22 protein-coding genes and 1 tRNA gene are annotated in these 22,853 nt (G+C 71.7%); 11 read left to right on the top strand and 12 right to left on the bottom strand.

Going from position 1 to position 22,853, the window contains the following annotated elements; translation table 11 throughout:
* Nucleotides 1–241: 241 nt before the first annotated feature.
* Nucleotides 242–1,072, bottom strand: a complete 831-nt coding sequence (locus AC5677_RS21645; RefSeq protein ID WP_497189575.1) for a glycerophosphodiester phosphodiesterase — start codon at nucleotides 1,070–1,072, stop codon at nucleotides 242–244.
* A gap of 400 nt (nucleotides 1,073–1,472) precedes the next feature.
* Between AC5677_RS21645 and AC5677_RS21640 the strand changes: the two genes are divergently transcribed.
* Both AC5677_RS21640 and AC5677_RS21635 read left to right on the top strand, forming a co-directional pair.
* Nucleotides 1,473–1,778: a MoaD/ThiS family protein gene (locus AC5677_RS21640; RefSeq protein ID WP_497189574.1), complete on the top strand. Its 306-nt coding sequence runs from the start codon at nucleotides 1,473–1,475 to the stop codon at nucleotides 1,776–1,778.
* Nucleotides 1,779–1,822: 44 nt separating this feature from the next.
* The gene (locus tag AC5677_RS21635) at nucleotides 1,823–3,199 is read left to right on the top strand and encodes an aminotransferase class V-fold PLP-dependent enzyme (RefSeq protein ID WP_497189573.1); all 1,377 of its coding nucleotides are present in this window, start codon (nucleotides 1,823–1,825) and stop codon (nucleotides 3,197–3,199) included.
* A 122-nt stretch (nucleotides 3,200–3,321) separates the two neighbouring features.
* On the opposite strand, the gene AC5677_RS21630 is transcribed toward AC5677_RS21635, so the two are convergent.
* From AC5677_RS21630 to AC5677_RS21610, 5 genes are all read right to left on the bottom strand, one after another.
* Nucleotides 3,322–4,281 carry a LysR family transcriptional regulator gene (locus AC5677_RS21630; RefSeq protein WP_497189572.1) on the bottom strand — a complete coding sequence of 320 codons (960 nt, stop codon included), beginning with the start codon at nucleotides 4,279–4,281 and terminating at the stop codon, nucleotides 3,322–3,324.
* 235 nt (nucleotides 4,282–4,516) lie between these two features.
* Nucleotides 4,517–4,852 carry a hypothetical protein gene (locus AC5677_RS21625; protein WP_497189571.1) on the bottom strand — a complete coding sequence of 112 codons (336 nt, stop codon included), beginning with the start codon at nucleotides 4,850–4,852 and terminating at the stop codon, nucleotides 4,517–4,519.
* 4 nt (nucleotides 4,853–4,856) lie between these two features.
* Nucleotides 4,857–5,558: an MPN domain-containing protein gene (locus AC5677_RS21620; protein ID WP_497189570.1), complete on the bottom strand. Its 702-nt coding sequence runs from the start codon at nucleotides 5,556–5,558 to the stop codon at nucleotides 4,857–4,859.
* A gap of 28 nt (nucleotides 5,559–5,586) precedes the next feature.
* The gene (locus AC5677_RS21615) at nucleotides 5,587–5,892 is read right to left on the bottom strand and encodes a putative antibiotic biosynthesis monooxygenase (protein ID WP_497189569.1); all 306 of its coding nucleotides are present in this window, start codon (nucleotides 5,890–5,892) and stop codon (nucleotides 5,587–5,589) included.
* 354 nt (nucleotides 5,893–6,246) lie between these two features.
* Entirely contained in the window at nucleotides 6,247–6,642 is a 396-nt protein-coding gene (locus tag AC5677_RS21610; RefSeq protein ID WP_497189568.1) for a cupin domain-containing protein, read from the bottom strand.
* Between the two features lie 51 nt (nucleotides 6,643–6,693).
* Here AC5677_RS21610 and AC5677_RS21605 point away from each other — a divergent pair, with 51 nt between their 5' ends.
* The 3 genes from AC5677_RS21605 (at nucleotide 6,694) to AC5677_RS21595 (ending at nucleotide 10,501) form a co-directional block, all read left to right on the top strand.
* Entirely contained in the window at nucleotides 6,694–7,755 is a 1,062-nt protein-coding gene (locus AC5677_RS21605) for a helix-turn-helix domain-containing protein (protein WP_497189567.1), read from the top strand.
* Nucleotides 7,756–7,821: 66 nt separating this feature from the next.
* Nucleotides 7,822–9,963, top strand: coding sequence for a DUF4429 domain-containing protein (locus tag AC5677_RS21600; RefSeq protein ID WP_497189566.1), 2,142 nt, complete (start codon nucleotides 7,822–7,824; stop codon nucleotides 9,961–9,963).
* Nucleotides 9,964–9,994: 31 nt separating this feature from the next.
* Nucleotides 9,995–10,501, top strand: coding sequence for a RipA family octameric membrane protein (locus AC5677_RS21595; protein ID WP_497189565.1), 507 nt, complete (start codon nucleotides 9,995–9,997; stop codon nucleotides 10,499–10,501).
* Nucleotides 10,502–10,625: 124 nt separating this feature from the next.
* Here AC5677_RS21595 and AC5677_RS21590 read toward each other — a convergent pair whose 3' ends face one another.
* Nucleotides 10,626–11,126, bottom strand: a complete 501-nt coding sequence (locus AC5677_RS21590; RefSeq protein WP_497189564.1) for a MarR family winged helix-turn-helix transcriptional regulator — start codon at nucleotides 11,124–11,126, stop codon at nucleotides 10,626–10,628.
* Nucleotides 11,127–11,270: 144 nt separating this feature from the next.
* On the opposite strand from AC5677_RS21590, the gene AC5677_RS21585 reads away from it, so the two are divergent.
* The 6 genes from AC5677_RS21585 to AC5677_RS21560 all read left to right on the top strand — a co-directional run bounded on the left by AC5677_RS21585 (nucleotide 11,271) and on the right by AC5677_RS21560 (nucleotide 17,716).
* Nucleotides 11,271–12,236: an SDR family NAD(P)-dependent oxidoreductase gene (locus AC5677_RS21585; RefSeq protein WP_497189563.1), complete on the top strand. Its 966-nt coding sequence runs from the start codon at nucleotides 11,271–11,273 to the stop codon at nucleotides 12,234–12,236.
* Nucleotides 12,237–12,239: 3 nt separating this feature from the next.
* A complete protein-coding gene (locus AC5677_RS21580) occupies nucleotides 12,240–13,136 on the top strand; it encodes an amidohydrolase family protein (protein WP_497189562.1) in 897 nt (298 codons plus the stop codon).
* 72 nt (nucleotides 13,137–13,208) lie between these two features.
* On the top strand, nucleotides 13,209–14,774 hold the full coding sequence (locus AC5677_RS21575; RefSeq protein ID WP_497189561.1) for an acyl-CoA synthetase: 1,566 nt from the start codon (nucleotides 13,209–13,211) through the stop codon (nucleotides 14,772–14,774).
* A 66-nt stretch (nucleotides 14,775–14,840) separates the two neighbouring features.
* Entirely contained in the window at nucleotides 14,841–15,824 is a 984-nt protein-coding gene (locus AC5677_RS21570; RefSeq protein ID WP_497189560.1) for an IS481 family transposase, read from the top strand.
* Between the two features lie 10 nt (nucleotides 15,825–15,834).
* A complete protein-coding gene (locus AC5677_RS21565) occupies nucleotides 15,835–16,293 on the top strand; it encodes a MaoC family dehydratase (protein WP_497189559.1) in 459 nt (152 codons plus the stop codon).
* Nucleotides 16,294–16,303: 10 nt separating this feature from the next.
* Nucleotides 16,304–17,716: an alpha/beta hydrolase family protein gene (locus AC5677_RS21560; RefSeq protein WP_497189558.1), complete on the top strand. Its 1,413-nt coding sequence runs from the start codon at nucleotides 16,304–16,306 to the stop codon at nucleotides 17,714–17,716.
* A gap of 39 nt (nucleotides 17,717–17,755) precedes the next feature.
* Here AC5677_RS21560 and AC5677_RS21555 read toward each other — a convergent pair whose 3' ends face one another.
* The 5 genes from AC5677_RS21555 to AC5677_RS21535 all read right to left on the bottom strand — a co-directional run bounded on the left by AC5677_RS21555 (nucleotide 17,756) and on the right by AC5677_RS21535 (nucleotide 22,649).
* Nucleotides 17,756–18,346, bottom strand: a complete 591-nt coding sequence (locus AC5677_RS21555) for a phosphatase domain-containing putative toxin (RefSeq protein WP_497189557.1) — start codon at nucleotides 18,344–18,346, stop codon at nucleotides 17,756–17,758.
* Complete coding sequence (locus AC5677_RS21550; RefSeq protein ID WP_497196706.1) at nucleotides 18,343–18,939, bottom strand: MBL fold metallo-hydrolase; 597 nt, start codon at nucleotides 18,937–18,939, stop codon at nucleotides 18,343–18,345. The genes AC5677_RS21555 and AC5677_RS21550 overlap by 4 nt, the downstream gene beginning before the upstream one ends.
* Before the next feature lie 365 nt (nucleotides 18,940–19,304).
* A tRNA-Thr gene (locus AC5677_RS21545) sits at nucleotides 19,305–19,378 on the bottom strand.
* 82 nt (nucleotides 19,379–19,460) lie between these two features.
* Nucleotides 19,461–21,062, bottom strand: coding sequence for an alpha/beta hydrolase (locus AC5677_RS21540; protein WP_497189556.1), 1,602 nt, complete (start codon nucleotides 21,060–21,062; stop codon nucleotides 19,461–19,463).
* 336 nt (nucleotides 21,063–21,398) lie between these two features.
* Entirely contained in the window at nucleotides 21,399–22,649 is a 1,251-nt protein-coding gene (locus AC5677_RS21535; protein ID WP_497189555.1) for a DNA polymerase III subunit delta', read from the bottom strand.
* Nucleotides 22,650–22,853 lie beyond the last annotated feature (204 nt).

The following is a 22,853-nucleotide window of genomic DNA, read 5'->3' as shown; positions in this document are numbered from 1 at the left end:
GGAACCCAAAAGCGCCATCCTGCGTCTTAGTTCTTTAACGGGGAGTGTGGCGGCGTCGAACATCCCTGGCACCATAGCCGTGCCGCGGGAATCCCGTAAATCCCCGCCCGGCGCGGCTCACCAGCCGCTTGTCCGGCTTCCACAGCTCCTTCACGCCCCCTGAACGTACCGTGCGCCGGAGGCGGGTGCATATTCGGAACCGGCTGCCCGCGAAATCAAGACAATGCCCCCGCAATGCGCCCTAGGTGATGACCCCTTCAATACCCCGGGCCCGCGCCTCGCGTACGCCCGTGTTCTTCCCCACACCCCACGCGTAGATCCGCAACGGCCTGCCGTGCGGGCCGCGGAGTCGGTGCACGGCCTTGATCCAGCGCGAACTGAGCGCGGACATACGGGGGTTGATCTCGTCGGCGAATCGGGCGTAACGCGCCAGTTCGGCCACTCGGGGCGATCCCAGGATCCCCGTACGCACCTGGGGCACCAGGTCGTGGACCACCTTCACGCATGCCGCGCAGAAGCTCTGGACGACCAAACGGTTCCTGACATGCACGCGATCCAGCCAGCCGCGGCGACGGAGTTCGCGGACGACGTCGTCCTCGATTCCCGGATAGGCCTTGGGGGACTTGATCTCCAACAGCAGCCGCTGGTCGTTGTGGTCCAGACGGCGTAGATAGTCGGCGAGCGTGGGCACCCGCTCCCCCGCGAACCGCGGCCCGAACCAGCTTCCGGCGTCGAGGCGCGCGATCTCGGCCGCGGTGAAATCGCGGACCCGCCAGGGTGCCCGGCCGGGAAACACCTTTTCGACGTCGGTGGTGCGCCTCAGCGTGGTGTCGTGCAGCACCACCAGTTGGCCGTCCTTGGTGCGCTGGACGTCGTTCTCGACCCAGGTGAGCCCGCGGCGGTGGGCGGCGTCCACGGCGGCGAGGGTGTTCTCGGGCGCGTAGCGGGAGGCGCCGCGGTGGGCGATGACGAGCGGCGCCCCGGCGGATCCTGCGCGCGGCCCGGCCCCCGCCGCGGACAGCGGCACGGCCGCCATGGCTATGAAGGCAACGCCCGCCGCGGCGGGCTTCATCGGGCCCGGGAACGATCGGCGGCGCGGATTTCCGCGGGGACTTCGAAGTCGCTTCCGGAGCGGTTTCCGGAGAGGGAACCGGAGCGGATTCCGGGGTGGGATCCGGAGCGGATTTCGGAGAGGTATGTGGAGCGATTTCCCGCGTGCGGTGCGGTCCGGTCTCCCGTCCATGGGGGCCTCCTGGGCGCTGGCCCCAACATGCCGTGATCCCCCGGCGCCCGCCACGCGGGAGGGCCATCCGTGTGCGTGTACGCGCACCCATCCCGTCCCGGCGCTCCGGAACCGGCGCGGGAATTGTGGCCGGGCGGGCGATAAATCATGCCCGTATTGGACTTTCCCCTGCTTTGCCCGCCCGTCGTACGGTCGCAAGCACACTGGATCGAGGGGAGAACGGATAACCATGTCCGTAACCGTGCGCGTACCGACCATTCTGCGCAGCTACACCGCCGGCGCCGCCGAGGTGACCGCCTCCGGCGCCACTGTGGTGGAGATTCTGGAGTCCCTGGAAGGCCGGTTCCCGGGGATCCGCGACCGCATCACCGACGCGGACGGCGAGATCCGCCGGTTCGTCAATGTCTATGTGGGCGACGAGGACATCCGCTTCGCCGACGGCGTCCGTAGCGCCGTCGCGCAAGGGGCGGTCATATCGGTCATCCCGGCGGTGGCCGGGGGCGCGGAGACCGCCCCACTGCCGTGTTGTCGGTGAACGGTACGGATGACGCCGGGGGAAGCATGACGGGGGATGAACCGATGGAGAAGCTGACACTGGTGGGGGACCGGCAGTGGGTGCCCCTGGTGACCGGCGGGGAGGTCCGCCGGCTCGATCTCGACTACGCCGCCACCGCGCCGTGCGCCGCGCAGGTGCGCGATGCGGTGGACGAGATCCTGCCCTGGTACGGCAGTGTGCACCGGGGGGACGGGTTTCCCTCGGCGGTGTGTACCGAACTTCAGGAAGCCTGCCGGGAATCGGTGCGCGCCTTCACGGGGGCCCGCCCCGACGACACGGTGATCTTCACGCGCCACACCACCGACTCGCTCAATCTGCTGGCCCATGCCCTGCCGGAGGACTGCGAGGTGTTCGGTTTCGCCACCGAGCATCACGCCAATCTCCTGCCGTGGGAGCGGCGCACCGTGCGCCGCCTGCCGGTGCCCGACAGCCCGGCGCACGCCCTGGCGCTCCTGGACGCGGCGCTGGCCTCGGCGGCCCCGGGCGGCGGCGCCCGTCTGGTGACCCTCGCCGGGGCCTCCAATGTCACCGGCGAGGTGTGGCCGGTCGCCGAACTCGCCCAGGTGGCCCGCCGGTACGGCGCACGGGTCGCGGTGGACGCCGCGCAGCTCGCGGCGCACCGGCCGCTGGACATGTCCGGCTGGGACGTCGACTATGTCGCCTTCTCCGGGCATAAGCTCTACGCCCCGTTCGGCGCCGGTGTGCTGGTCGGCCGGCCCGACTGGCTGGATGCCGCGGCCCCGTATCTGGCGGGCGGCGGCGCCACCCGCCATGTCGGTCCGGAGTCGGTGGACTGGGCGCCTTCGCCGCAGCGGCACGAGGCCGGGTCGCCGAACTTCCTGGGCAACTACGCCCTGGCGACGGCGTGTGAGCTGCTGCACGGCGCGTTGCGCTTGGGGCTCGTCGAGGAGGAGGAGCGGCTCACCGCGCTGCTGGAGCGGGAGCTCGCCGGCATTCCGGGCCTGCGGGTGCACCGTATGTGGGACGAGCGGCACCCGAAGGTCGGCACCGTGACGTTCAGCGTGCGGGGCCTGGAGCCGGGTCTGCTGTCGGCGGCGCTGTCCGCGGAGCACGGTATCGCCGTGCGCACCGGGCGGTTTTGCGCTCATCCGCTGGTCAGGCATCTGCTGGGGGACGGCGGTGCCGGCGGCGACGCGCTCCGGGTCAGTCTCGGGGCCGGGATCACCGAGCAGGACGTCAGCGATTTCGTCTGGGCGCTGGCGGGTCTTGTCGAGCGCGGTCCCGCATGGTCCTACCGGGCGGAGGGGGCGCGGTTCGTACCGGACCCCGATCCCCGGCCGATGCCTGCGCTGAGCCATGGCGCGCGGGTGCTGCTGCGGGCCGCGGAACGGCGGGAGCGGGCGCCGCGTACGCCCGTCGGGGCGGCCTGCGGGGGCTGAGCCGGGGCGGCGGGCGGCCGTGTGCGGGGCGGTGCCGGGCCGGACGGCGGCCGGGAGCCCGTCCCGCCCGGCACCGTGCTCGCCCGCCGCGGCCGGCTGCGGCCTGCCGCGGCGGCGTGCGGTCAGCCCGCGCGTCCTCGCAGGTCCTGGGTGAGGGAGCCCATCGGGTCGGTGATCGTGCGCAGGATGTGGGGCTTGGTGCGGCAGACCTGGCGGACCGCCTTGGTGAAGGCCGCGACGGCCGGGTTCGTGGTGCTGTGCGACCAGGCGAGCGCGACGGTGCTGGGGCTCACGCCGTCCACCGGTACGTACACGATGCCGGAGCGCGGGTAGAAGCGGGCGGCGGCGGCCGGTGTGATGCTGATGGCCCGGCCGGCCGCGACCGCCTGCAGTTCGTCGTCCGCGCTGGAGACCTCGACCAGCCGCGGCATGTCCAGCCGCCGCCGGTATTCGGCGCACATCCAGTAGTCGGCCCAGATCCGGTCGGGGCTGCGGCGCAGTACGAAGGGTTCGTTGAGCAGCTCGGTGATGTGGACGCGCGGGCGGGCCGCGAAGCGGTGGCGATGCGGCAGCACCGCGACCCGGGGTTCCGCGAACAGCGGCTCCATCTTCAGGTCGCGGGCCTGGAACGGCGGGCGTACGAATGCCGCGTCGACCTCTTGGGTGTTGGCGCCCGCCGATGGGTCGTCCCAGTCGTAGCGGCACATCTCGACTTCCACGCCGGGACATCGGCCCTCGAACGCGTCGAGTATCAAGGGTGTCAGCTCCAGCGCCGCCACTCCTTGGAAGCCGACCTTGAGCCTGGCTCTTATGCTGCTGGCCGCCTCGCGGGCCTGGCGCAGTGCCTCTTCGTGGTGGCGCAGGGCGTGTTCGGCCTCGGCAACGAATCGTTTGCCGGCTTCCGTCAGCTCCACCCGGCGTGTGGTGCGGTGGAAGAGCGCGACGCCGAGCTCGGCCTCCATTTCCTTGATGCGTGCCGAGAGCGCCGACTGGGCGACGTGCAGGCGCTGGGCGGCGCGGGTGAAGCTGAGTTCCTCGGCGACGGCTATGGCGTAACGGAAGTGCCGCAATTCGATATTCATGGGTCCACCACGGGTGAGGGAGGGAAGGTCGGCCGCCCATGACGGGCGGCACCTTCAGCAGCCTCTGTCTCCCCGGTGGAAGGATGTGTTGCCACCAGAGGACCCCCCGTCCAGCTCAAGCGACGCCCTCACTGTAAACCACGCCCTAAATCGCGCGATGGTTCAATTTTCTAGGAAAGAAAGGACGTTGCTGATGTGGCCGGACGGGGGTCCTGAGCGGCGTTCCGTGCGGCGCTTATTGCGCGGCGAAGGCGAGTCCCAGTCCGGCGAGCGTTTCCTGGGTGTACCGGCCCTCGACCGTCGCCTCCACGTCGAACGCCCAGTGGGCGGTGGGCGGGTAGCCGATCATCTGCGGCGCGCGGCCGGGCAGCGGCTGGGCCGCGGCCTCCCGCGACTCCCACAGGAGTACGGCGCCCCAGCGGTTGGCGTTCCGGTCGGAGATCCAGGTCTTCAGGCGCAGCCCGGGTACGTCCGTGAAGGCGGTCACGGACTCGTCGCGGAGATAGGTCCGCAGCGAATCGATGGTCTGGGACGACTCGGCCAGATCCCACCACGCGATGACGATGTGCATCGGTTCACCTCACCCTTTCGATCGGGGAGAGCCGCAGCGCGTCCCCTTCCAGGAGTTCTCCCGCGCCGTCGCGCACCCGCAGCGCGAGCGGTGCACAGGCGTCGGATGCGTCTTCGCCGGGCGGCGGCGCCCAGGCCGCGAGGGTCGGCAGAAGTGCCGTCTCCCGGCTCTCCAGGTAGCAGATCATGTTGATCGGCCAGCGGGTGTTGGCGAACATGTGGCGGTCCATCGGCGTCGTCTGCTCGCTGATCCGCATGCCGCGCTCGTGCGCGGGGCCGATCCGGTGCCAGTCGGGGTGCAGATGGATGGAGCCGACGATGTCCAGACCGTCGCGCTGCGCCTCGCGGTCGATGCGCAGGAGGTCGCGCGCATCGCACCAGTAGCCGCGGCGTTTGTTGTTGTACGCGGCACCGAAGCAGGGCACGATATTGGCCGCGAATTCCGCTTCTGCGGTGTCGTCGGACGCCCTTACGTTCCGGGCGAACTCAAGCCGGTTGATATGAGCGATATCACCGAACAGCGATCCGACGAGGACGGCAAAACAGCCAGGCGGGTCCTCTGGTGTACAGCTCAGATATTCCTCGGTACACAGCTCCAGGAACATATCCAGGGAACGGATGTCCATGAGCACCGTGCGCGTTCCGGTGTCCTCCCTGGTGAGCAGGTCACCGCCGGCCCGATCGTTTTCGGGCAGGAGTTGAGACATGCGGAATTTCCCCCGTTTCGGTGTTGGTTCAGCCGGTGGGCCCCGATCGCGGCGCCGCCGGCCTCATCAGCGGTCCGGCCAGCTTGGTCAGGGCCGGGAAGACGACGTAGGTGGCGAGCGGTGCGACGACCGCGACGATGATCAGGACGCGGACCGGCAGGGAAAGGGTGGCCAGTTGTTTCCCGAAGATCAGCTGGAAGAGCGTCAGCATCGGATAGATACCGACGAACGTGAGAATGGTCTGCTTCCAGCGCGGCGGGCGTCCGGGCGGTGCCGGGCGGGCCGGCGGTGCATGATGCTGCGCGATCTGCTGCGCTTCCGGTGTGGTCGTCACGAATGCTCCCAGGTATTCCACTTGGCCGGGTGCCCACTCCTGCGGGAACACCGGGCCGACTCGACGAAGAGACGAATCGACGATAAACGCGCCGTACACCGGAAGAGAAAGACTAATCGCAGGCCCATTTATCGCGACACCGCGCATAATCGGCCATCGCCCCGATGTCTCGACTCTAGAGCGGGCTCCCCGGCGCAGTAAAAGACCGGAACGGGAAGGATTAATTACCGGGACAGAAAGAATCCGGCGGGCCGGTTCCCGGTCGCGGCGGGGCCGGCGGGCCCGGCAGCCCCGGCGGGCGCCCCCCGGCCGCCCGGCGGGGCCGGATTCCGGCTCCGGCCCCGCCGATCCGGTTCACCGCTCCAGCGCGTGCCCCGTGGTCGCGTCCACGTGGTCCGGGATCTCCTCGTGCCGGTCGCCGACGGTCAGCGTCCCGGTGGGCTCGAACATCAGGACCGAGGCGCCGTCGGCGGAGTACGGCCGGTGCTCGGTGCCCCGCGGCACGGTGAAGACCGACCCGGCCGGCAGCGTCACCGAGCGCTCGCGCCCGTCCTCCCGGAGCCCGATGCGCAGTTCACCGTCGACCACCAGGAAGAACTCGTCGGTGTCCTCGTGCACATGCCAGATGTACTCCCCCTTCATCTTGGCGATCCGTACGTCGTAGTCGTTGACACGGGTGGCGATGCGCGGGCTCCACAGGTCGTCGAAGGAGGCCAACGCCCGGGCGAGAGAGATCGGTTCGCTGCTCATGGGCTCATCCTCGGCCGCGCCGGGGCGGCCCGCGAGTGCTAGAAATCGCATATGCCGCACGATTCCTCGCAGGCACCGGCGACACCGGAGCCCACGCCTCCGCGCCGCGCCCCGCACCGCGTCGTCGTGATCGTCGACGAGAACTCCAACCCCTTCGAAATGGGCTGCGCGACCGAGATATTCGGCCTCCGCCGACCTGAAATCGGCCGCCCGGAAGGCCTTTACTCCTTCGCCCTCTGCTCCCCCGCGCCCCGCACCCGCATGCGGGACGGCTTCTTCACCCTCACCGGCGTGGGCGACCTCGACGAACTGGCCGACACCGCCGACACCCTGATCGTCCCGAACCGTCCCGACACCGACGTACCGCGCCGCCCCGCCGTACTGGACGCCATCCGGCGGGCGCACTCCCGCGGCGCCCGCCTGGTGGGCTTCTGCAGCGGCGCCTTCACCCTCGCGGAGGCCGGTGTCCTGGACGGCCGCCGGGCCACCGCGCACTGGCAGTGGGCGGCCTCCTTCCGCGACCGCTTCCCCGCCGTACGGCTCGAACCGGACGTGCTCTTCGTCGACGACGGCGACATCCTCACGGCGGCGGGCAGCTCGGCCGCCCTCGATCTCGGGCTGCACCTCGTCCGCCGCGACCACGGCGCCGAGGTCGCCAACGCCGTCAGCCGCCGCCTCGTCTTCGCCGCCCACCGCGACGGCGGCCAGCGCCAGTTCGTCGAACGGCCCGTACCCGACATCCCGGACGCGTCGCTGGCCCCCGTACTGGCCTGGGCCCAGGCGCGGCTCGGCACCCCCCTCACCGTCGCCGACCTGGCCGCCCGCGCGGCCGTCAGTCAGGCCACCCTGCACCGCCGCTTCCGCGCCCAGCTGGGCACCACCCCCCTGGCCTGGCTCACCGGCGAACGCATCACCCTCGCCCGCCGTCTCATCGAGCGCGGCGAGGAACGCCTCGACGTGGTCGCCCACCGCAGCGGCCTGGGCACCGCCGCCAACCTCCGCGCCCGCCTGCGCCGCGAGACGGGCCTGAGCCCGTCGGCGTACCGCCGGAGGTTCGGTCCCGGGGCGGAGGCGCCGGGCGCACTTCGAACGCCTCTCAACTCCCTTCTGTAACAAGGCACTTGCGAGTGCTCCGCTGGCGGTGTGAAGGTGGGCGCCCGCGGCTTGGGGGAGGCTCGTATGGACGCGTTGCGCTCGGCCGGGGACCCGGAGGACGGGCGGGCCGCCGGCCTCCCGGTGCGGCTGACGGGCCACCCGGCCCACCTCGACTTCGACGGAGAGCAGTGCGTCATCCGGTATCCCGGGCGCGGCGGCCGGTCGTTGCAGCACGCACTCGACGGCCGCCCGCTGCCCGTCCGGGCGCTCTCCGCCGCCGTGCTCCGCCCGCCGCAGGACCGTGGCAGGTGGTGCACCCTGCGGCTGGTCCCGCACCCCGGCATCGACGCCGTGGCCGAGGTGATCGGGGAGCAGCTGCCCGAGCTCGACGACCCCTATCTGATCCGCTTCCACCGCCGGGAACTCCGCCGGGCCGAGCATCTGCACCGCCTCCTGACCCAGGCCATCCACGACGCCGGCCCACCCGACGGCTCCGGGCCGCGGCTGCCCGTACCTTCCCCTCCCCGGGTACTGCGGGCGATCCTCAGCCAGGCGGAGTTCGACGGCCACGTCATCACGCTCAGGGGCGGCGGCCACCACAGCGCCGACGGTTCGGCGCGCATCATCCCGCTCGCCGCCCTCGACGGCATCACCTACACCCACGGCTACCCCCCGGCCCTGCGCCTCCACCTCCCGGACGCGCGCCCCCCGTATCCCGGCCCCGTCGACGACCCGGACACGCTGGTCCTCAACGGCCTGCGCGAGGGCGCCAACGTCCTGTTCGCGGCCCGATTGCTGGAAGCGCACACGGCGGCGGCAGCGGCCCGGGCGCGGGTGACGCTACGGACCGAGCCGGCCGCCGACGACGGCTCGTTCGCCGCCCGCGCGGAGCTGGCGGGCGAGGCGGCGGGCTCGGTCCGGGTGCGGACCTTGCCGGATGCCCCGCAGGTGCGGGAGATCGCGCACCTCCAGGTCGACCGGTCCGTCGGCATCGGTGCCGTCCGGGTGGTGGAGGACGCCCTCGTCCATGCCGCGCTGCGCTGGTGCTATGCGTCGGGGGCCATGTACCTCACGGGCCGGGGTACCGCCGAGTCCGGCAGGCCGGAGGTCTACCGGCGGCACGGATTCGGCGACCGGGCCCTGACGGGGGTGGCGGACGAGGCCCCGCGGCCGTGCCTGGCCCTCGGCCGCTACGCCTCCCACCAGGCACACGACGTGTTCACGCTGCTGGACGACGTCGCACCGCGGCGGCGGACGGCCGCCGGATGCGGCTCCTGGGCGCTCGGGTTCCTGTTCTACTGCGCGCTGATGTTCGTCGGCGGCGCCTACCGGCTGGCCGCCGGACCGCGCCTCGCGGGCGTACCCCTGGGGTTCCTCGCGGTCGGCTCGCTGATCGCGCTGGTCGTCTGGCCGCGGGCCCGTGCGGCGATGCGCGCGATCCAGCTGAAGAATTCCCGGGACGTACGCACCGTCCTGCTGGAGGATCCGCGCCCGCCGGTGCTGTACCTGCGCTCGTTCCGCGACGACAAGCAGGCCAGGGAGCCCAGCAGGTTCGGGTCCCTGGTCACCGAGGAGGAAGCGGTCTCCACCGCCATGGCGGGCATCGGGCCGTTCATCGGCCTGGACAACGAGATCGAGACGCTGGGTGCGGCGAAGGCCAGGGTCAGGGACGAGGACTGGCGCCCCGCGGTGACCACGCTGATGTCCCGCTGCTCGCTGACGGTGATGCGGTGCGGCGAGGGCGAGTCGCTGTTCTGGGAACTCCGGCAGGCGCGGCGGCTGTTACGGCCGGAGCAGCTCGTCATTCTGGTGCCGCGGGACCGGGACCTCTACGAGGCCTTCCGGAAGCGGGCCTCCGCTCTCCTGCCGCATCCCCTGCCGCCCGTGTCCGTACCGCGCCGTACCCGCCAACGGCTGGTGGCGGCCATCCGCTTCGCGGAGGACTGGCGTCCGCGGAGCATCTCCCTCCGGATGCCCCTCGCCCTGCGGTTCTTCTCCCTGGAGTCCTGCCTCGCCTTTCGACTCCTGCCGGAATTGGGGGAGTTGCACGGCAACCGGATCGCCTTCTGGGGCCGACGTGTGACGTTCTCCCTGGTCACCGCCGCCGCCCTCTATCTCCTCATCGACGGCGGACTACCGCTCCTGGAAGCGCTGACGGGCATGGCGACCCCCATCGACGCGGATTTCCCCACCTTCCCGACCGCCCCTCCCACCACGCACCGCTGACAACTGCCGCGCCGACGGCCATGCTGCCCCCATGACGTCGATTCCGGACAACCTCTGGAACACCTCTGTCGATCCGTCCACCTACACCCGCGAGCGCGACCGCTACCAGACCGCGGTGCTGGAGCAGTACAAGCTCTGCGTGGAAATGGCGGACCGGGTCAGCTCGCGCCGAAGCCTGACCAACACCTTCTTCCTCTCCCTCAACAGCGCCATCGCCGCGGGAGCCGCGGCACTGAGCGACGGCGTCGCCAGGGCTCCCGTGTGGCTGCTCGCCGGCGCGCTGGTCATCCTGGTCACCCAGTGCGCGGCCTGGTTCCTGATCATCCGCTCCTACCGCCAGCTCAACGGCGCCAAGTACGCCGTCATCGGCGCACTGGAGGAGCGGCTCCCGGCCTACGCCTACTCCCGGGCCGAGTGGCAGGCGCTGGGGCAGGGCCGGGACTGGCGCCGCTACCTCCCCCTGACCCACGTCGAGCAATGGGTCCCCTCGATCTTCGCCCTCACCTACCTGCTCGGATTCCTCGCCGCCGCGCGGTGACCGCGGCCAACCGCTCCGACAAGAGCCCGCCGAGGCGCCGCCGAGGCACCACCGAGGCCCGCACATACGGAAAAGCCCAGGTCACGACCCTCGTGACCTGGGCTTCCAGCCGACGGAGACGCCCTCACGTCGCTTCCGGCCGCGCGATGCGCAGCAGCAGCCCATGGAGCGTCTCGCGTTCGCGCGGGGTCAGCGCCGCCGTCAGGTCGTCCGTGACGCGGTGGCTCGCGGCGTCCGTGTCGCGCAGGAACGCCTCGCCCTTCGCGGTGAGCACGACGATCCGGCTGCGGCGGTCGGCGGGTGCAGGGGCCCGCTCGACGAACGCCAGGGCTTCGAGGTCGTCGACGAGTCCGACGATGGCGCTCGGGTCGTAGCCGAGCCGGGTGCTCAACTCCCGCTGGAGCGCGCCCTCGACGGTGGCGAGGTAGCGCAGCACCGCGTAGTGGCGCAGCCGGAGGCCGGATTCCTGGAGGGCGGCGTTGAAGAGCTGACCGGAGCGCAGGCCGAGCCGGTAGAGCAGGTAGCCGGTGTCGGCATGCAGGCTCCGCATCCACGGTTCGTCCGCGTCGACGGGATTGCCGGAGACGGTACGGGGGGTGGGCTCGATGCTGATGACGCACTCCATGGTCGGGGCCGGGTACGGGGCGGGCGGCGGCGGGCGCCGACGGGGTCAGCATGCCGCACCTTCACCTCAACAACAACTATTGACGTCAACAATTATTGGTCCTAGCTTCCTTCCGGTCGGACCGTACGCCGAAAGGACGCCTCCGTGCCCGGTACTCCCACCCCAACTCCCCTCGCCGCCCCACGCGTTGACCTGACCGGCAGGACCGCCGTGGTCACCGGTTCCGGCCGCGGCCTGGGACTCGCCTACGCCACCGCCCTCGCCCGCGCCGGAGCCCACGTCGTCGTCAACGACCTGGACGAAGACCTCGCCCAGGAGGCCGCCGAGACCGTCACCGAGGCCGCCGGCGACAGCGGCGGGCGCGCCGTGGCCGAGGCGGTGGCGGTCGGCACCGCCGAAGCCGCCGACCGCCTCGTGGCCCGCGCCGTCGACGAGTTCGGCCGGCTCGACATCCTCGTCACCAACGCGGGAATCCTCCGCGACCGCGTGCTGTGGAAGATGTCCGACGACGACTTCGACGCGGTGCTCACCACCCACCTCAGGGGAACCTTCACCTGTGCCCGCGCCGCCGCGATCCGCATGCGCGAACAGGGCGCGGGCGGCCGCCTGATCCTCGTCGGCTCCCCGGCCGGCCAGCGCGGCAACTTCGGGCAGACCAACTACGCCGCCGCCAAGGCCGGGATCGCCGCGATGGCCCGCACCTGGTCGATGGAGCTGGCCAAGGCGGAGATCACGGTCAACGCCGTCGTGCCCGTCGCCGCCACCGCCATGACCGAGACCATCCCCGCCTTCGCGCCGTACGTCGAGGCCCTGCGGCTCCAGGGGACGCCGCTGCCGGACTTCCTCCGCAAGGGGGAAGGGTTCGGCACCGCGCAGGACTGTGCCGCGCTCGTTCCCTTCCTCGCGTCCGACGCGGCGCGCGGGATCACCGGGCAGTGCATCGGCATCGGCGGCGACCGGCTCGCCCTGTGGTCGCACCCGCAGGAGACCGCCACCGCCTACGCCGACGGCGGCTGGAGCCCGCAGACCATCGCCGACGCCTGGCACACCTCGGTGGGCGCCCGGCCGGAGTCCGTCGGCATCCCCGCCCCGCGCGTCCCGGAGCGCTGAGCCATGAGCGCGCCCTACCGCCCCGCCCTCGACCCCGCCACCCTCACCGCGATCGACGTGCACACCCACGCCGAGGTCTCCGCCGCGGGCCACGCCTCCCTCGACGACGACCTGCACGACGCGTCCGGCGCCTATTTCAAGGTCGCCGGCAAGCGCAAACCGACCCTGGAGGAGATGGCGGCCCACTACCGCGAACGGAACATGGCCGCCGTCGTGTTCACCGTGGACGCCGAGTCCGCCACCGGCACCCCGCCGGTCCCCAACGAGGAGGTCGCCGAGGCGGCCGCCGCCCACCCCGACGTCCTCATCCCCTTCGCGTCCCTCGACCCCTTCCGAGGCCGGGCGGCGGTCCGCCAGGCGCGGCGCCTGGTCGCGGAATACGGGGTGCGGGGCTTCAAGTTCCACCCCAGCATCCAGGGGTTCTATCCCAACGACCGCCTCGCGTACGAGCTGTACGAGGTGATCGAGGAGACCGGCACCGTCGCGCTCTTCCACACCGGTCAGACGGGCATCGGCGCGGGCGTACCGGGCGGCGGAGGCATCCGGCTGAAGTACTCGAATCCGCTGTACGTGGATGACGTCGCCGCCGACTTCCCGCACCTCAAGATCATCCTGGCGCATCCCTCCTTCCCCTGGCAGGACGAGGCCCTCGCCGTGGCCACCCACAAACCGGGCGTGCACATCGACCTCTCCGGCTGGTCGCCGAAGTACTTCCCGCCGCAGCTCGTCAAGTACGCGAACAGCCTGCTCCAGGACAAGGTCCTGTTCGGCTCGGACTTCCCCGTCCTCACCCCGGACCGCTGGCTCGCCGACTTCGACGCCCTGGCCATCAAGGACCACGTACGGCCGAAGATCCTCAAGGACAACGCCGCCCGCCTGCTGGGCCTCGGCAAGTCCTGACGCCACGTCACCACACCGGGCCGCCACACCGGTTCACCGCACCTGGCCACCACTCCAGAAGGGGGCATCGCCATGCGCAACGAGGGACTCGGCTCCTGGCCGGCCCGCCGCGCCCGCAAGACCCCGCACCGCACCGCCCTCGTCCACGAGGGCACCTCGTACACCTACGCGCAGCTGCACGACCGCACCACCCGGCTCGCGCACGCACTGCGCGCGGCCGGCATCCGCCGGGGAGACCGCGTCGCCTGCCTCAGCCCCAACCATCCGGCCTTCCTCGAAACCCTCTTCGCCTCCGGGCTGCTCGGCGCCGTCTTCGTCCCGCTCAACACCCGCCTGGCCCCGGAGGAGATCGGCCATCAGCTCGCCGACTCGGGCGCCCGCCTCCTGGTCCGCTCCCCCGCCCTCGCGCCGCTCGTCCCCGCGAGGGCCACCGGGGCGCAGCCCGTACGGACGGTGGAGACGGGCGAGGAGTACGAGCGGCTGCTCGCCGGGGCGCCTGCCGTCCCCCTGGACGAGCCGGTCGCCGGCACCGACACCTGCCTGATCATGTACACCTCGGGCACGACGGGCCGGTCCAAGGGCGCCGTGCTCACCCACGCCAACCTCACCTGGAACGCCGTCAACGTCCTGATCGACGCCGATCTCGGCGCCGACGAACGGGCTCTGGTGACCGCCCCGCTCTTCCACGCCGCCGGCCTCGGCATGCTCACCCTGCCCGTCCTGCTCAAGGGCGGCACCTGCGTCCTCGTCGAATCCTTCGACCCCGACGGCACCCTCGGCCTGATCGAGGACCTGGGGATCACCACCATGTTCGGCGTCCCCACGATGTACGAACGGATCGCCGCCGCCCCGCGCTGGCCGTCGGCGGACCTGTCCTCGCTGCGCACCCTGCAATGCGGCGGATCGCCCGTCCCGGCCGCGCTCATCACGGCCTACCAGCGGCGCGGCCTCGTCTTCCAGCAGGGCTACGGCATGACCGAGGCCGCCCCCGGCGTCCTGTTCCTGGACTCCGCACACGCCACCGCCAAGGCCGGATCCGCGGGGGTGCCGCACTTCTTCACCGATGTCCGCGTCGTACGCCCCGATCTCACCGAGGCCGGTACGGACGAGCCGGGCGAGGTCCTGGTGCACGGGCCGCATGTGATGGCCGGGTACTGGGGGCTGCCGGAGGCCGGTGCCACCGCGTTCGCCGAGGGCTGGCTGCGGACGGGCGACGCCGCGCGGGTCGACGCCGACGGCTATGTCACCGTCGTCGGCCGGTTCAAGGACGTGATCATCTCGGGCGGCGAGAACGTCTACCCCGCCGAGGTCGAAGAGGCCCTCGCCACCCACCCCGCCGTCGCGGAGTGCGCCGTCATCGGCGTACCGGACCCGGCCTGGGGCGAGGTGCCGCGCGCGGTCATCGTCCCCGCGGACCCCAAGGCGCCGCCCTCCCTGGAAGAGCTCCGCGCCTTCCTCGCCGGCCGCCTCGCCTCCTACAAGGCGCCCAAGTCCCTGGCCGTCGCCACCGAACTCCCGCGCACCGCCTCGGGCAAGCTCCGCAAGCCCCTGCTGCGCGAGCGGTTCGGCACCGCCGGAAACCCCTTCCCCTCTCCGCCCCTAGGTGTATTGATCACGAGCGTTGTTAACGGTCGCTGAGCTTGATCATGGCGAAGACCTCCGGTGTGGTGGAGGTGTCTAGGACTACACCGTACGGAGGTCTTCGTGTCCCACCGTAACGCCCGGCTGACCGTCTTCGGCAGGCGGCTGCTGGTCGAACGTGTCCGCTCCGGCCGCCCTGTGGCTCATGTGGCGGCTGAAATGGGCGTATCCCGGCCCACCGCGCACAAGTGGGTCCGACGCTGGCGAGCCGAAGGCGAGGCGGGCCTGCACGACCGCTCCAGCAGACCTCGCACCACCCCGCACCGCACAGGGTCCGAGACCGAAGCCCGCGTCTGCGAACTGCGGCAGAGCCGCAAGCTGGGACCTGCCCGCATCGGACCGATCCTGGGCCTGCCGGCTTCCACCGTGCACCGCATCCTCACGCGCCACGGACTGCACCGCCTGGCCTGGCTGGACCGGCCCACCGGCCGGCCGGTAAGGCGTTACGAGCGGGCCCGGCCGGGCGAGCTGGTCCACGTCGACATCAAGAAGCTGGGCAACATCCCCGACGGAGGCGGATGGCGCACGGTCGGCAGAGAAACCGGCGACCGCAACCGCCAGGCCACCACCGACCAGCGCAGAAGCTGTAAACCGGTGATCGGCTACAGCTACATCCACTCCGCCGTCGACGACCACTCCCGCCTGGCCTACAGCGAAGTCCTCACCGACGAACGCAAAGAGACCGCCGCAGGCTTCTGGCAGCGGGCCCATGCCTTCTTCACCGCCCACGACATCACCGTCGAACGGGTCCTGACCGACAACGGCCCCTGCTACAAGTCCAGGCACTTCACCCGCACCCTCACCGCCGCGGGCATCGCCCACAAACGCATCCGCCCCTACCGCCCACAGACCAACGGCAAGGTCGAACGCTTCAACCGCACCCTGCTCGACGAATGGGCATACCTACAGCCCTACACCAGCAACACCCAACGCACCGAAGCCCTGACAGACTTCCTCCACACCTACAACCACCACCGATGCCACACCGCACTGGACGGGAAACCACCCATCAGCCGCGTGAACAACGCTGCGGGTCAATACACCTAGGGAGCCCCCGATGAGCATCACCGTCAACGGCCTGGCCGAACTGAAGAAGCTCGCCGGCAGCGATCTCGGCGCCGGCGCATGGACCGAGATCACTCAGGAGCACATCGACACCTTCGCGGACGCCACCGGAGACCACCAGTGGATCCACACCGACCCCGAGCGCGCCGCGAGCGGTCCGTTCGGCGCCCCGATAGCCCACGGATACCTGACCCTCTCCCTCTTCATCCCGCTGTTCACCGAGCTGCTCGACATGCGGGGCGTCACCACCAAGGTCAACTACGGCCTGGACAGGGTGCGTTTCCCCGCGCCCGTCACGGTCGGCTCCCGCATCCGCCTGGTGGCCCGCCTCGCTTCGGTCGACGACGTGCCCGGCGACGGCGTACAGCTGGCGGTCGACGGCACCCTCGAGATCGAGGGCGGCCCCAAACCCGCGGCCGTCCTGCGGAGCCTGACCCGCTTCTACGCATAGGGGCCCCGCCATGACCACCACCACAACCCCCGCACGCCCACCCCGCTCCCGGACACGCCGCGCCACCGGCATGGCGCTGGCCGCCCTGCTCATCGCCGCGGCCCCCGCCCCGCCCGCCACCGCGGCCCCCGACGGGCCACACCCCCGCCACCTCACCGGCACGCTCGGCTCCGGCGCCGCCTACGTGATCGACGTACCGGCCGCATGGCACGGCACCGTGCTGCTGTTCAGCCACGGCTACCGCCCGGAAGGCAGCGCCAACCCGGCCGTCGACGCCCCCGACGAAGCCACCCGCGCGCTGCTGCTCCGGCAGGGTTACGCCCTCGCCGGCTCCTCCTACGCCGGCACCGGCTGGGCCGCCGAGCAGGCCGTGCCCGACCAGCTGCACACGCTCGGCGCGTTCGCCCGGCGCGTCGGCCCGCCCCGGCGCACGCTCGCCTGGGGCGAGTCGTACGGCGGACTCGTCACCACCGCGACCGCCGAACGCCATGCCGACCGGATCGACGGCTCGCTGGCGATGTGCGGGCTCGTGCACGGCGGCGTCGCCAACTGGAACAACACCCTCGACCCCGTCTACGCGCTCAAGACCCTGCTCGCTCCCCGCTCCGGCATCCCCCTGACCGGATTCGCCAACCAGCGGGAGGCCAGGAACGCCGCCGCGGCCCTGAGCGGCACCGTCGCACGGGCACAGGACACCGGGGCGGGGCGCGCCCGCATCGCCCTCGCCGCGGCCCTGCACAACATCCCCGCCTGGAACAGCCCGGACCGGCCGCGCCCCTCCCCCGGCGACCACACGGGCCAGGAACGCGCCCAGTACCCGGTGATCCAGAACCTCATCACCGGCCCCGCCTTCTCCTGGCGCCAGGAAGCCGAGGCACGGGCGGGCGGGAACATGTCCTGGAACACCGGCGTGGACTACGCCGCGATGCTCCGCCGCTCCGCCAACTACCGCCAGGTCAAGGCCCTCTACCGATCCGCGGGGCGCTCCCTGCGCGACGACCTGCGCACGCTGGCCCACGCACCCCGCACCAGGGCGGACCGCGGCGCCGTCGGCTACCTGGAGCGCAACGTCACCTTCACCGGCCGGCTGACGAAACCGCAGCTCGACGTGCACACCATCGGCGACCCTCTGGTGCCGGTACAGACCGAGAGCGCGTACCGCCGCGCGGTCACCCGAGCCGGCCGCACCCACAACCTCCGCCAGGCCTATGTGCACAACGCCGGGCACTGCACCTTCTCCCCCGGGGAGTTCGCCGCCGCGGTGAAGGCACTCGACCACCGCGTGCACACCGGCCACTGGGGCAACACCTCCGCCGGCTCCCTCAACTCCGCCGCGCGAACGGCCGACCCCACCTCCCCGGCCCGCTTCCTCCACTACCGCCCCGGCCCGTACCTCCGCCCCTACGAGCTGCCCGCCCCCTGAACACCCCGCTCCCCCGACGGACCTCCGCCGCACCCGGCGCTACGCCACCGGCGGCCGCCGGTCCCCCCTCCCACCCTCCACATGCCGAACGTGCCGAACATGCCGAACATGCCGGAAGAAATCCAACGCCCACTCCCACTGTTCCTCGGTGTCCGGCACGCGCCTGCCCCGTGCCCGCTCCATCCGCGCCCAGGCGCGCTCCGGCGCGCTGCCTTCCAGGATCAGCAGCGAGACGGCTATCAGGGAGGAGCGCCCGATGGCGCAGCGGCAGTGCGCGACGAGATGAGCACCGGCCCGCAGGTCCGCGGCGAGCCCGCGCAGCACCGGCAGGACGGCGGGGATCGACGGAACCGTCAGATCGGGGATGGGCAGGGGGACGAACCGCAGCCCGGCGGCCTCGGCGAGGCGGGGCTCGTCCGCGAGACCGAGTGCGGTGCGCTCGGCGTCGGTGAGGGCACACACGAGGATGTCGGTGCCGGCCCGCCGCAGGGCCGCCATATCGGCCGCGAGGCGCCCGTGCCCGCGGGGCCGGGCCATGGTGCTCAGCCGCCCGGGTCCCTTCGGCCCGGTAACGGTGAAGAGGACGGGGCCGGGGTGGGCACCGGGAGCGGGGGCGGGCGACTCGGTCATCGGACGGACTCCCCCGGCGCGAGCCACTGGTAGCGGCCGCCGCACTCGTCCCCGAGCCAGCCGTTGAGGCTGCTCAGCCCCCGCCCGTTGACCTGCCCGTCATGAATGCCGTACGCCCGTTCCGGCGCGGCGGCCCGCACGAAGTCGATGGCCTCGGACGTCTTCAACCAGGATCCTTGCAGCGGCACCATCAGGGTCTCCAGCGGCCGGCCGGGAAGGCACAACGAGTCCCCGGGATGATAGAGCCGCCCCTCGACGAGGTACCCCAGGTTGGCGCAGTCCGGAAGATTCCCGTAACTCGGCGCATGCCGCCCGCCATGGGCCGACACCCGGAACCCGGCCGCGGTGAACTCCTCGCCGGGGACGACACCGACAAATTCCAGCCCGGGAATCCGCGCCCCCCTGGGCGCGTGGACGGGCACCCCCAGCCCCTTCAGCCGCAACGGGTCGACATGGTCGCCGTGTTCATGCGTCACCAGCACCGCATCCGCCCCGACGAGCGCCTCGGGCTCGCTCCACACTCCGGGATCGATGACGAGCGTGCCGCCACCGTCATGCTCCAACCGGACACAGGAATGGGTGTACTTGGTCATCAGCACCCACACGAGCTTAGCGACAGGGCGGCGCCCATCCCCTCGGAAATCGGATCCGCCGGACGGCTCCACGGCGACTGGCGTCCCGCACTCCCCCCCCCGCCCGAGGTCCGGCTTCCGCCCGGACACTGCCACCAGGGCGGACGCCCTCCCACCACGGGCACCGCCGTCAACGAGCCGGACGTGGACATGCCCACCATCCCGGAGATCCTCGGGGAACGCCTTCCCGCCTCGCCAGGAGCCCGCATCCGAGACCAGCACCGAGACCACCGCCACACCCGCGGCACGGCTCCCGCCGCCGTCGCCACCTCCACCGAACGAGAAAACCCCAGGTCGGAACGGATCCGACCTGGGGTTTCTCACTGAGCCGCCTTCGGGATTCGAACCCGAGACCTACGCATTACGAGTGCGTTGCTCTGGCCAACTGAGCTAAGGCGGCGTGGTGCGCGGCCCAGTCTACACATTGCCAGGGGGTGCTTCTGCACGGGTTTACGGGCTGGTCAGGGGCGGCGGGGTGCGGGTCAGGTGCAGCGCTTGTTTTTGGGCGGGGCGGTGCCTTCGAGGAGGTAGGTGTTGATGGCGGTGTCGATGCAGTCGCTGCCGCGGCCGTAGGCGGTGTGGCCGTCGCCCACGTAGGTCAGGAGGGTCGCGCTGGAGAGCTGGCCGGCGAGGCTCTTGGCCCAGGTGTAGGGGGTGGCGGGGTCGCGGGTGGTGCCTACGACGACGATGGGGGCGGCGCCCTTGGCCGGGATGCGGTGGGCGTTGCCGCTGGGCTTGACGGGCCAGTAGGCGCAGTTCAGGGCGGACCAGGCGAAGGTGTCGCCGAAGACCGGGGAGGCCTTGCGGAACTCCGGGAGGGCGGCGCGGACCTGGTCGGGGGTGGTGAAGGCGGGCGGGAGGTCGAGGCAGTTGACGGCCGGGTTGGCGTACATCTGGTTGGCGTAGTGGCCGCTGGCGTTGCGCTCGTAGTAGCTGTCGGAGAGGGCGAGCAGGGCTCGGCCGTTGCCCTTCTGGGCCTGGGCGATGGCCACGCGCAGGGTGGGCCAGGACTGGTTGTCGTACATGGCCGCGATCACGCCCGTGGTGCCCAGGGACTCGGTCAGCTTGCGGGCCTCGCCGGTTTCGGCCGGATGGGCGTCGAGCTGCTTGAAGAAGGCGGAGAGGCGTCGGCCGGCGTCTGCGGTGTCCTTGTTGCCGAGGGGGCAGTTCGCGTGCTTGATGCAGTCGGCGGCGAAGGACATGAAGGCGGTGTTGAAGCCCGCGGTCTGGTTGATGTTGGTGGTGCGGGAGTCGAGTTCGGGGTTCATGGCGCCGTCGAGGACCAGACGGCCGGTGCGGGTGGGGTAGAGACCGGCGTAGGTGGCGCCGAGGAAGGTGCCGTAGGAGGCACCCACATAGGTGAGCTTCTTGTCGCCCAGGACGGCGCGCAGCATGTCCATGTCGCGGGCCGCCTCGATGGTGGAGACATGCCCGAGCAGCTTGCCGGAGCGGGCTTCGCAGTCCTTGGAGAAGTCGCGGTAGGCGGTGGTGAGCTTGTTGACCTCGGCAGGTGAGTCAGGGGTCTGGTCGGTCTGGGTGTAGCGGTCCATCTGCTTGTCGGTGAGGCATTCGACGGGTTCGCTGCGGGCGACGCCGCGCGGGTCCATGGCCACCATGTCGTAGCGCGCGCGGACGGCCGCGGGCTGGGGCGCGAACTGCTGGAGGTAGTCGATCGCCGATCCGCCGGGGCCGCCCGGGTTGACCATGAGGGAGCCGAGGCGGCTGCCGGGGCCGGTCGCCTTCTTGCGGGCCACCGCGAGTTTGATCGTCCCCGCGCCGGGATTGTCGTAGTCCAGCGGCGCCTTCATCGTCGCGCAGTCGAAGCCGGCGACGCCGCATGCGTGCCAGCTGAGCTTCTGGGCGTAGAAGGGGCGCAGGTCCGCCGGAAGGACGGTCGGGAGGGGTTCCAGGACGGACGACGAACCGTCGCCGGGGGTGGCGCGCTCGGCGCCGGCGTCATTCGCGCGGCCGGGGGACGCCGCCGTATGGGGGGCGGCCGGGCCTCCCGATGAGCAGCCCGAGATCAGCAGGGCGGTGGCCGCGAAGACGGCAGCGGAGGTGCGGAGCAAGCGGCTGGTGGCCATGAGCGATCGATCCCTCGGTCTCGGTCCCTGGTTCGGCGAGGCGGCTTGGCCGGTGTGGGCGGCGCAAGCGGGCGGGCGGGCGGCGCAGGCGGGACGGGCGGCGTGGGCAGCGGGGGCGTGCACCGTTGGCTGCGGTGACGGCGAATGTGATGTTGAACGGAGCGTATCCGGGGTGGGACTGTCTGTGCGCTCTGGTTCGTGCATTCCGGGCTGTACGGACGGTCCGGTGCCTCGGCCGAGACTCTGCGGGAGGGGTGGGTGTCGGGTGGGGCTCCTTTCCGCGGTGGGGTCCGGTGTCGGTGTCCGTGTCGCTGTCGGTACCGGTGCCGGTGCCGGTCAGCCGGACCGTAGGGCGACGGTCATCGCTTCCACGGCGAGCAGCGGGGCCACATTGCGGTCCAGGGCGCCGCGGCAGGCGATGACGGCTTCTATGCGGCGCAGGGTGCGCTCGGGGGTCGAGGTCGTGGCGACGCGCTGGATGCTGTCGCGGACCTCGTCGTTGGCCAGGGGGACGGCGGCGCCCACCTGAAGGGCGAGGACGTCGCGGTAGAAGCCGGTGAGGTCGACCAGGGCCAGGTCGAGGCTGTCGCGCTGGGTGCGGGTGGCGCGGCGCTTCTGTTTGTCCTGGAGCTCCTTCATGGCGCCGGCCGTGCCGCGGGGCAGCCGGCCGCCCGTCCCGGCCGCGGCGCCGAGGGCGGCGCGCAGCTCCTCGGTCTCCTTCGCGTCGACCTCCTCGGCGACCTGCTTGGCATCCTCGCCCGCGGCGTCGATGAGCTCCTGGGCCGCCTTGAGGCAGCCGCCGATGTCGTCGATGCGCAGCGGGAGCTTGAGGACGGCGGCGCGGCGGGCACGGGCCCGCTCGTCGGTGGCGAGGCGGCGGGCCCGGCCGATGTGGCCTTGGGTGGCGCGGGCGGCGCGGGCGGCGGCCGCCGGCTCGATGCCGTCGCGGCGGACCAGCACATCGGCGACGGCGTCGACCGGCGGCGTGGTCAGCGTGAGGTGGCGGCAGCGCGAGCGGATCGTGGGGAGGACGTCCTCGATGGAGGGGGCACAGAGCAGCCAGACCGTACGGGGGGCGGGCTCCTCGACGGCCTTCAGGAGGACGTTGCCGGCGCCTTCCGTGAGGCGGTCGGCGTCCTCCAGGACGATCACCTGCCAGCGGCCGCCGGCGGGTGAGAGGGAGGCCCGGCGGACCAGATCGCGGGTCTCCTTGACGCCGATGGAGAGCAGATCCGTACGGACGATCTCGACGTCGGCGTGCGTGCCGACCAGGGTGGTGTGGCAGCCGTCGCAGAAGCCGCAGCCCGGGACGCCGCCGAGCGCACGGTCCGGACTCACGCACTGCAGCGCGGCGGCGAAGGCGCGGGCGGCGGTGGCCCGGCCGGAGCCGGGCGGGCCGGTGAACAGCCAGGCGTGCGTCATCTGGGAGGCGCCGCGCGGTCCGGCGGGCCCTGGTGCGCCGAGCGGGGCGTGCGCGGCGTCGCCCGCCGCGTCATCGGCCGTCACGACGGCGTCGGCGTCGCGCGCGGCCGCGGCGAGCTGCTCCGTCACCCGCTCCTGGCCGACCACGTCGTCCCATACCGCCATCGCGCTGCCCGCCGTTCCTGTCCGTCCTGCGTCGTGCCCTGCTGTGGGCCTCTTGCTGCCGTGGGACCTGCTGCCGTGCGCACGCTGTCGTGCGCACGGTGCCATGAACCCCGTGCCGACCTGTCGGCCCACTCTTCGACCCATTGTGGTGCAACCCACTGACAAATGGATTCGGGCGCCGGTCACGAGGCCATCCGGCACCCG

The organism is Streptomyces sp. JLSY215, assembly GCF_059682825.1.
The sequence above is the reverse complement of the archived record's forward strand: the minus strand, read 5'-3'. Positions and strand labels throughout refer to the sequence as shown.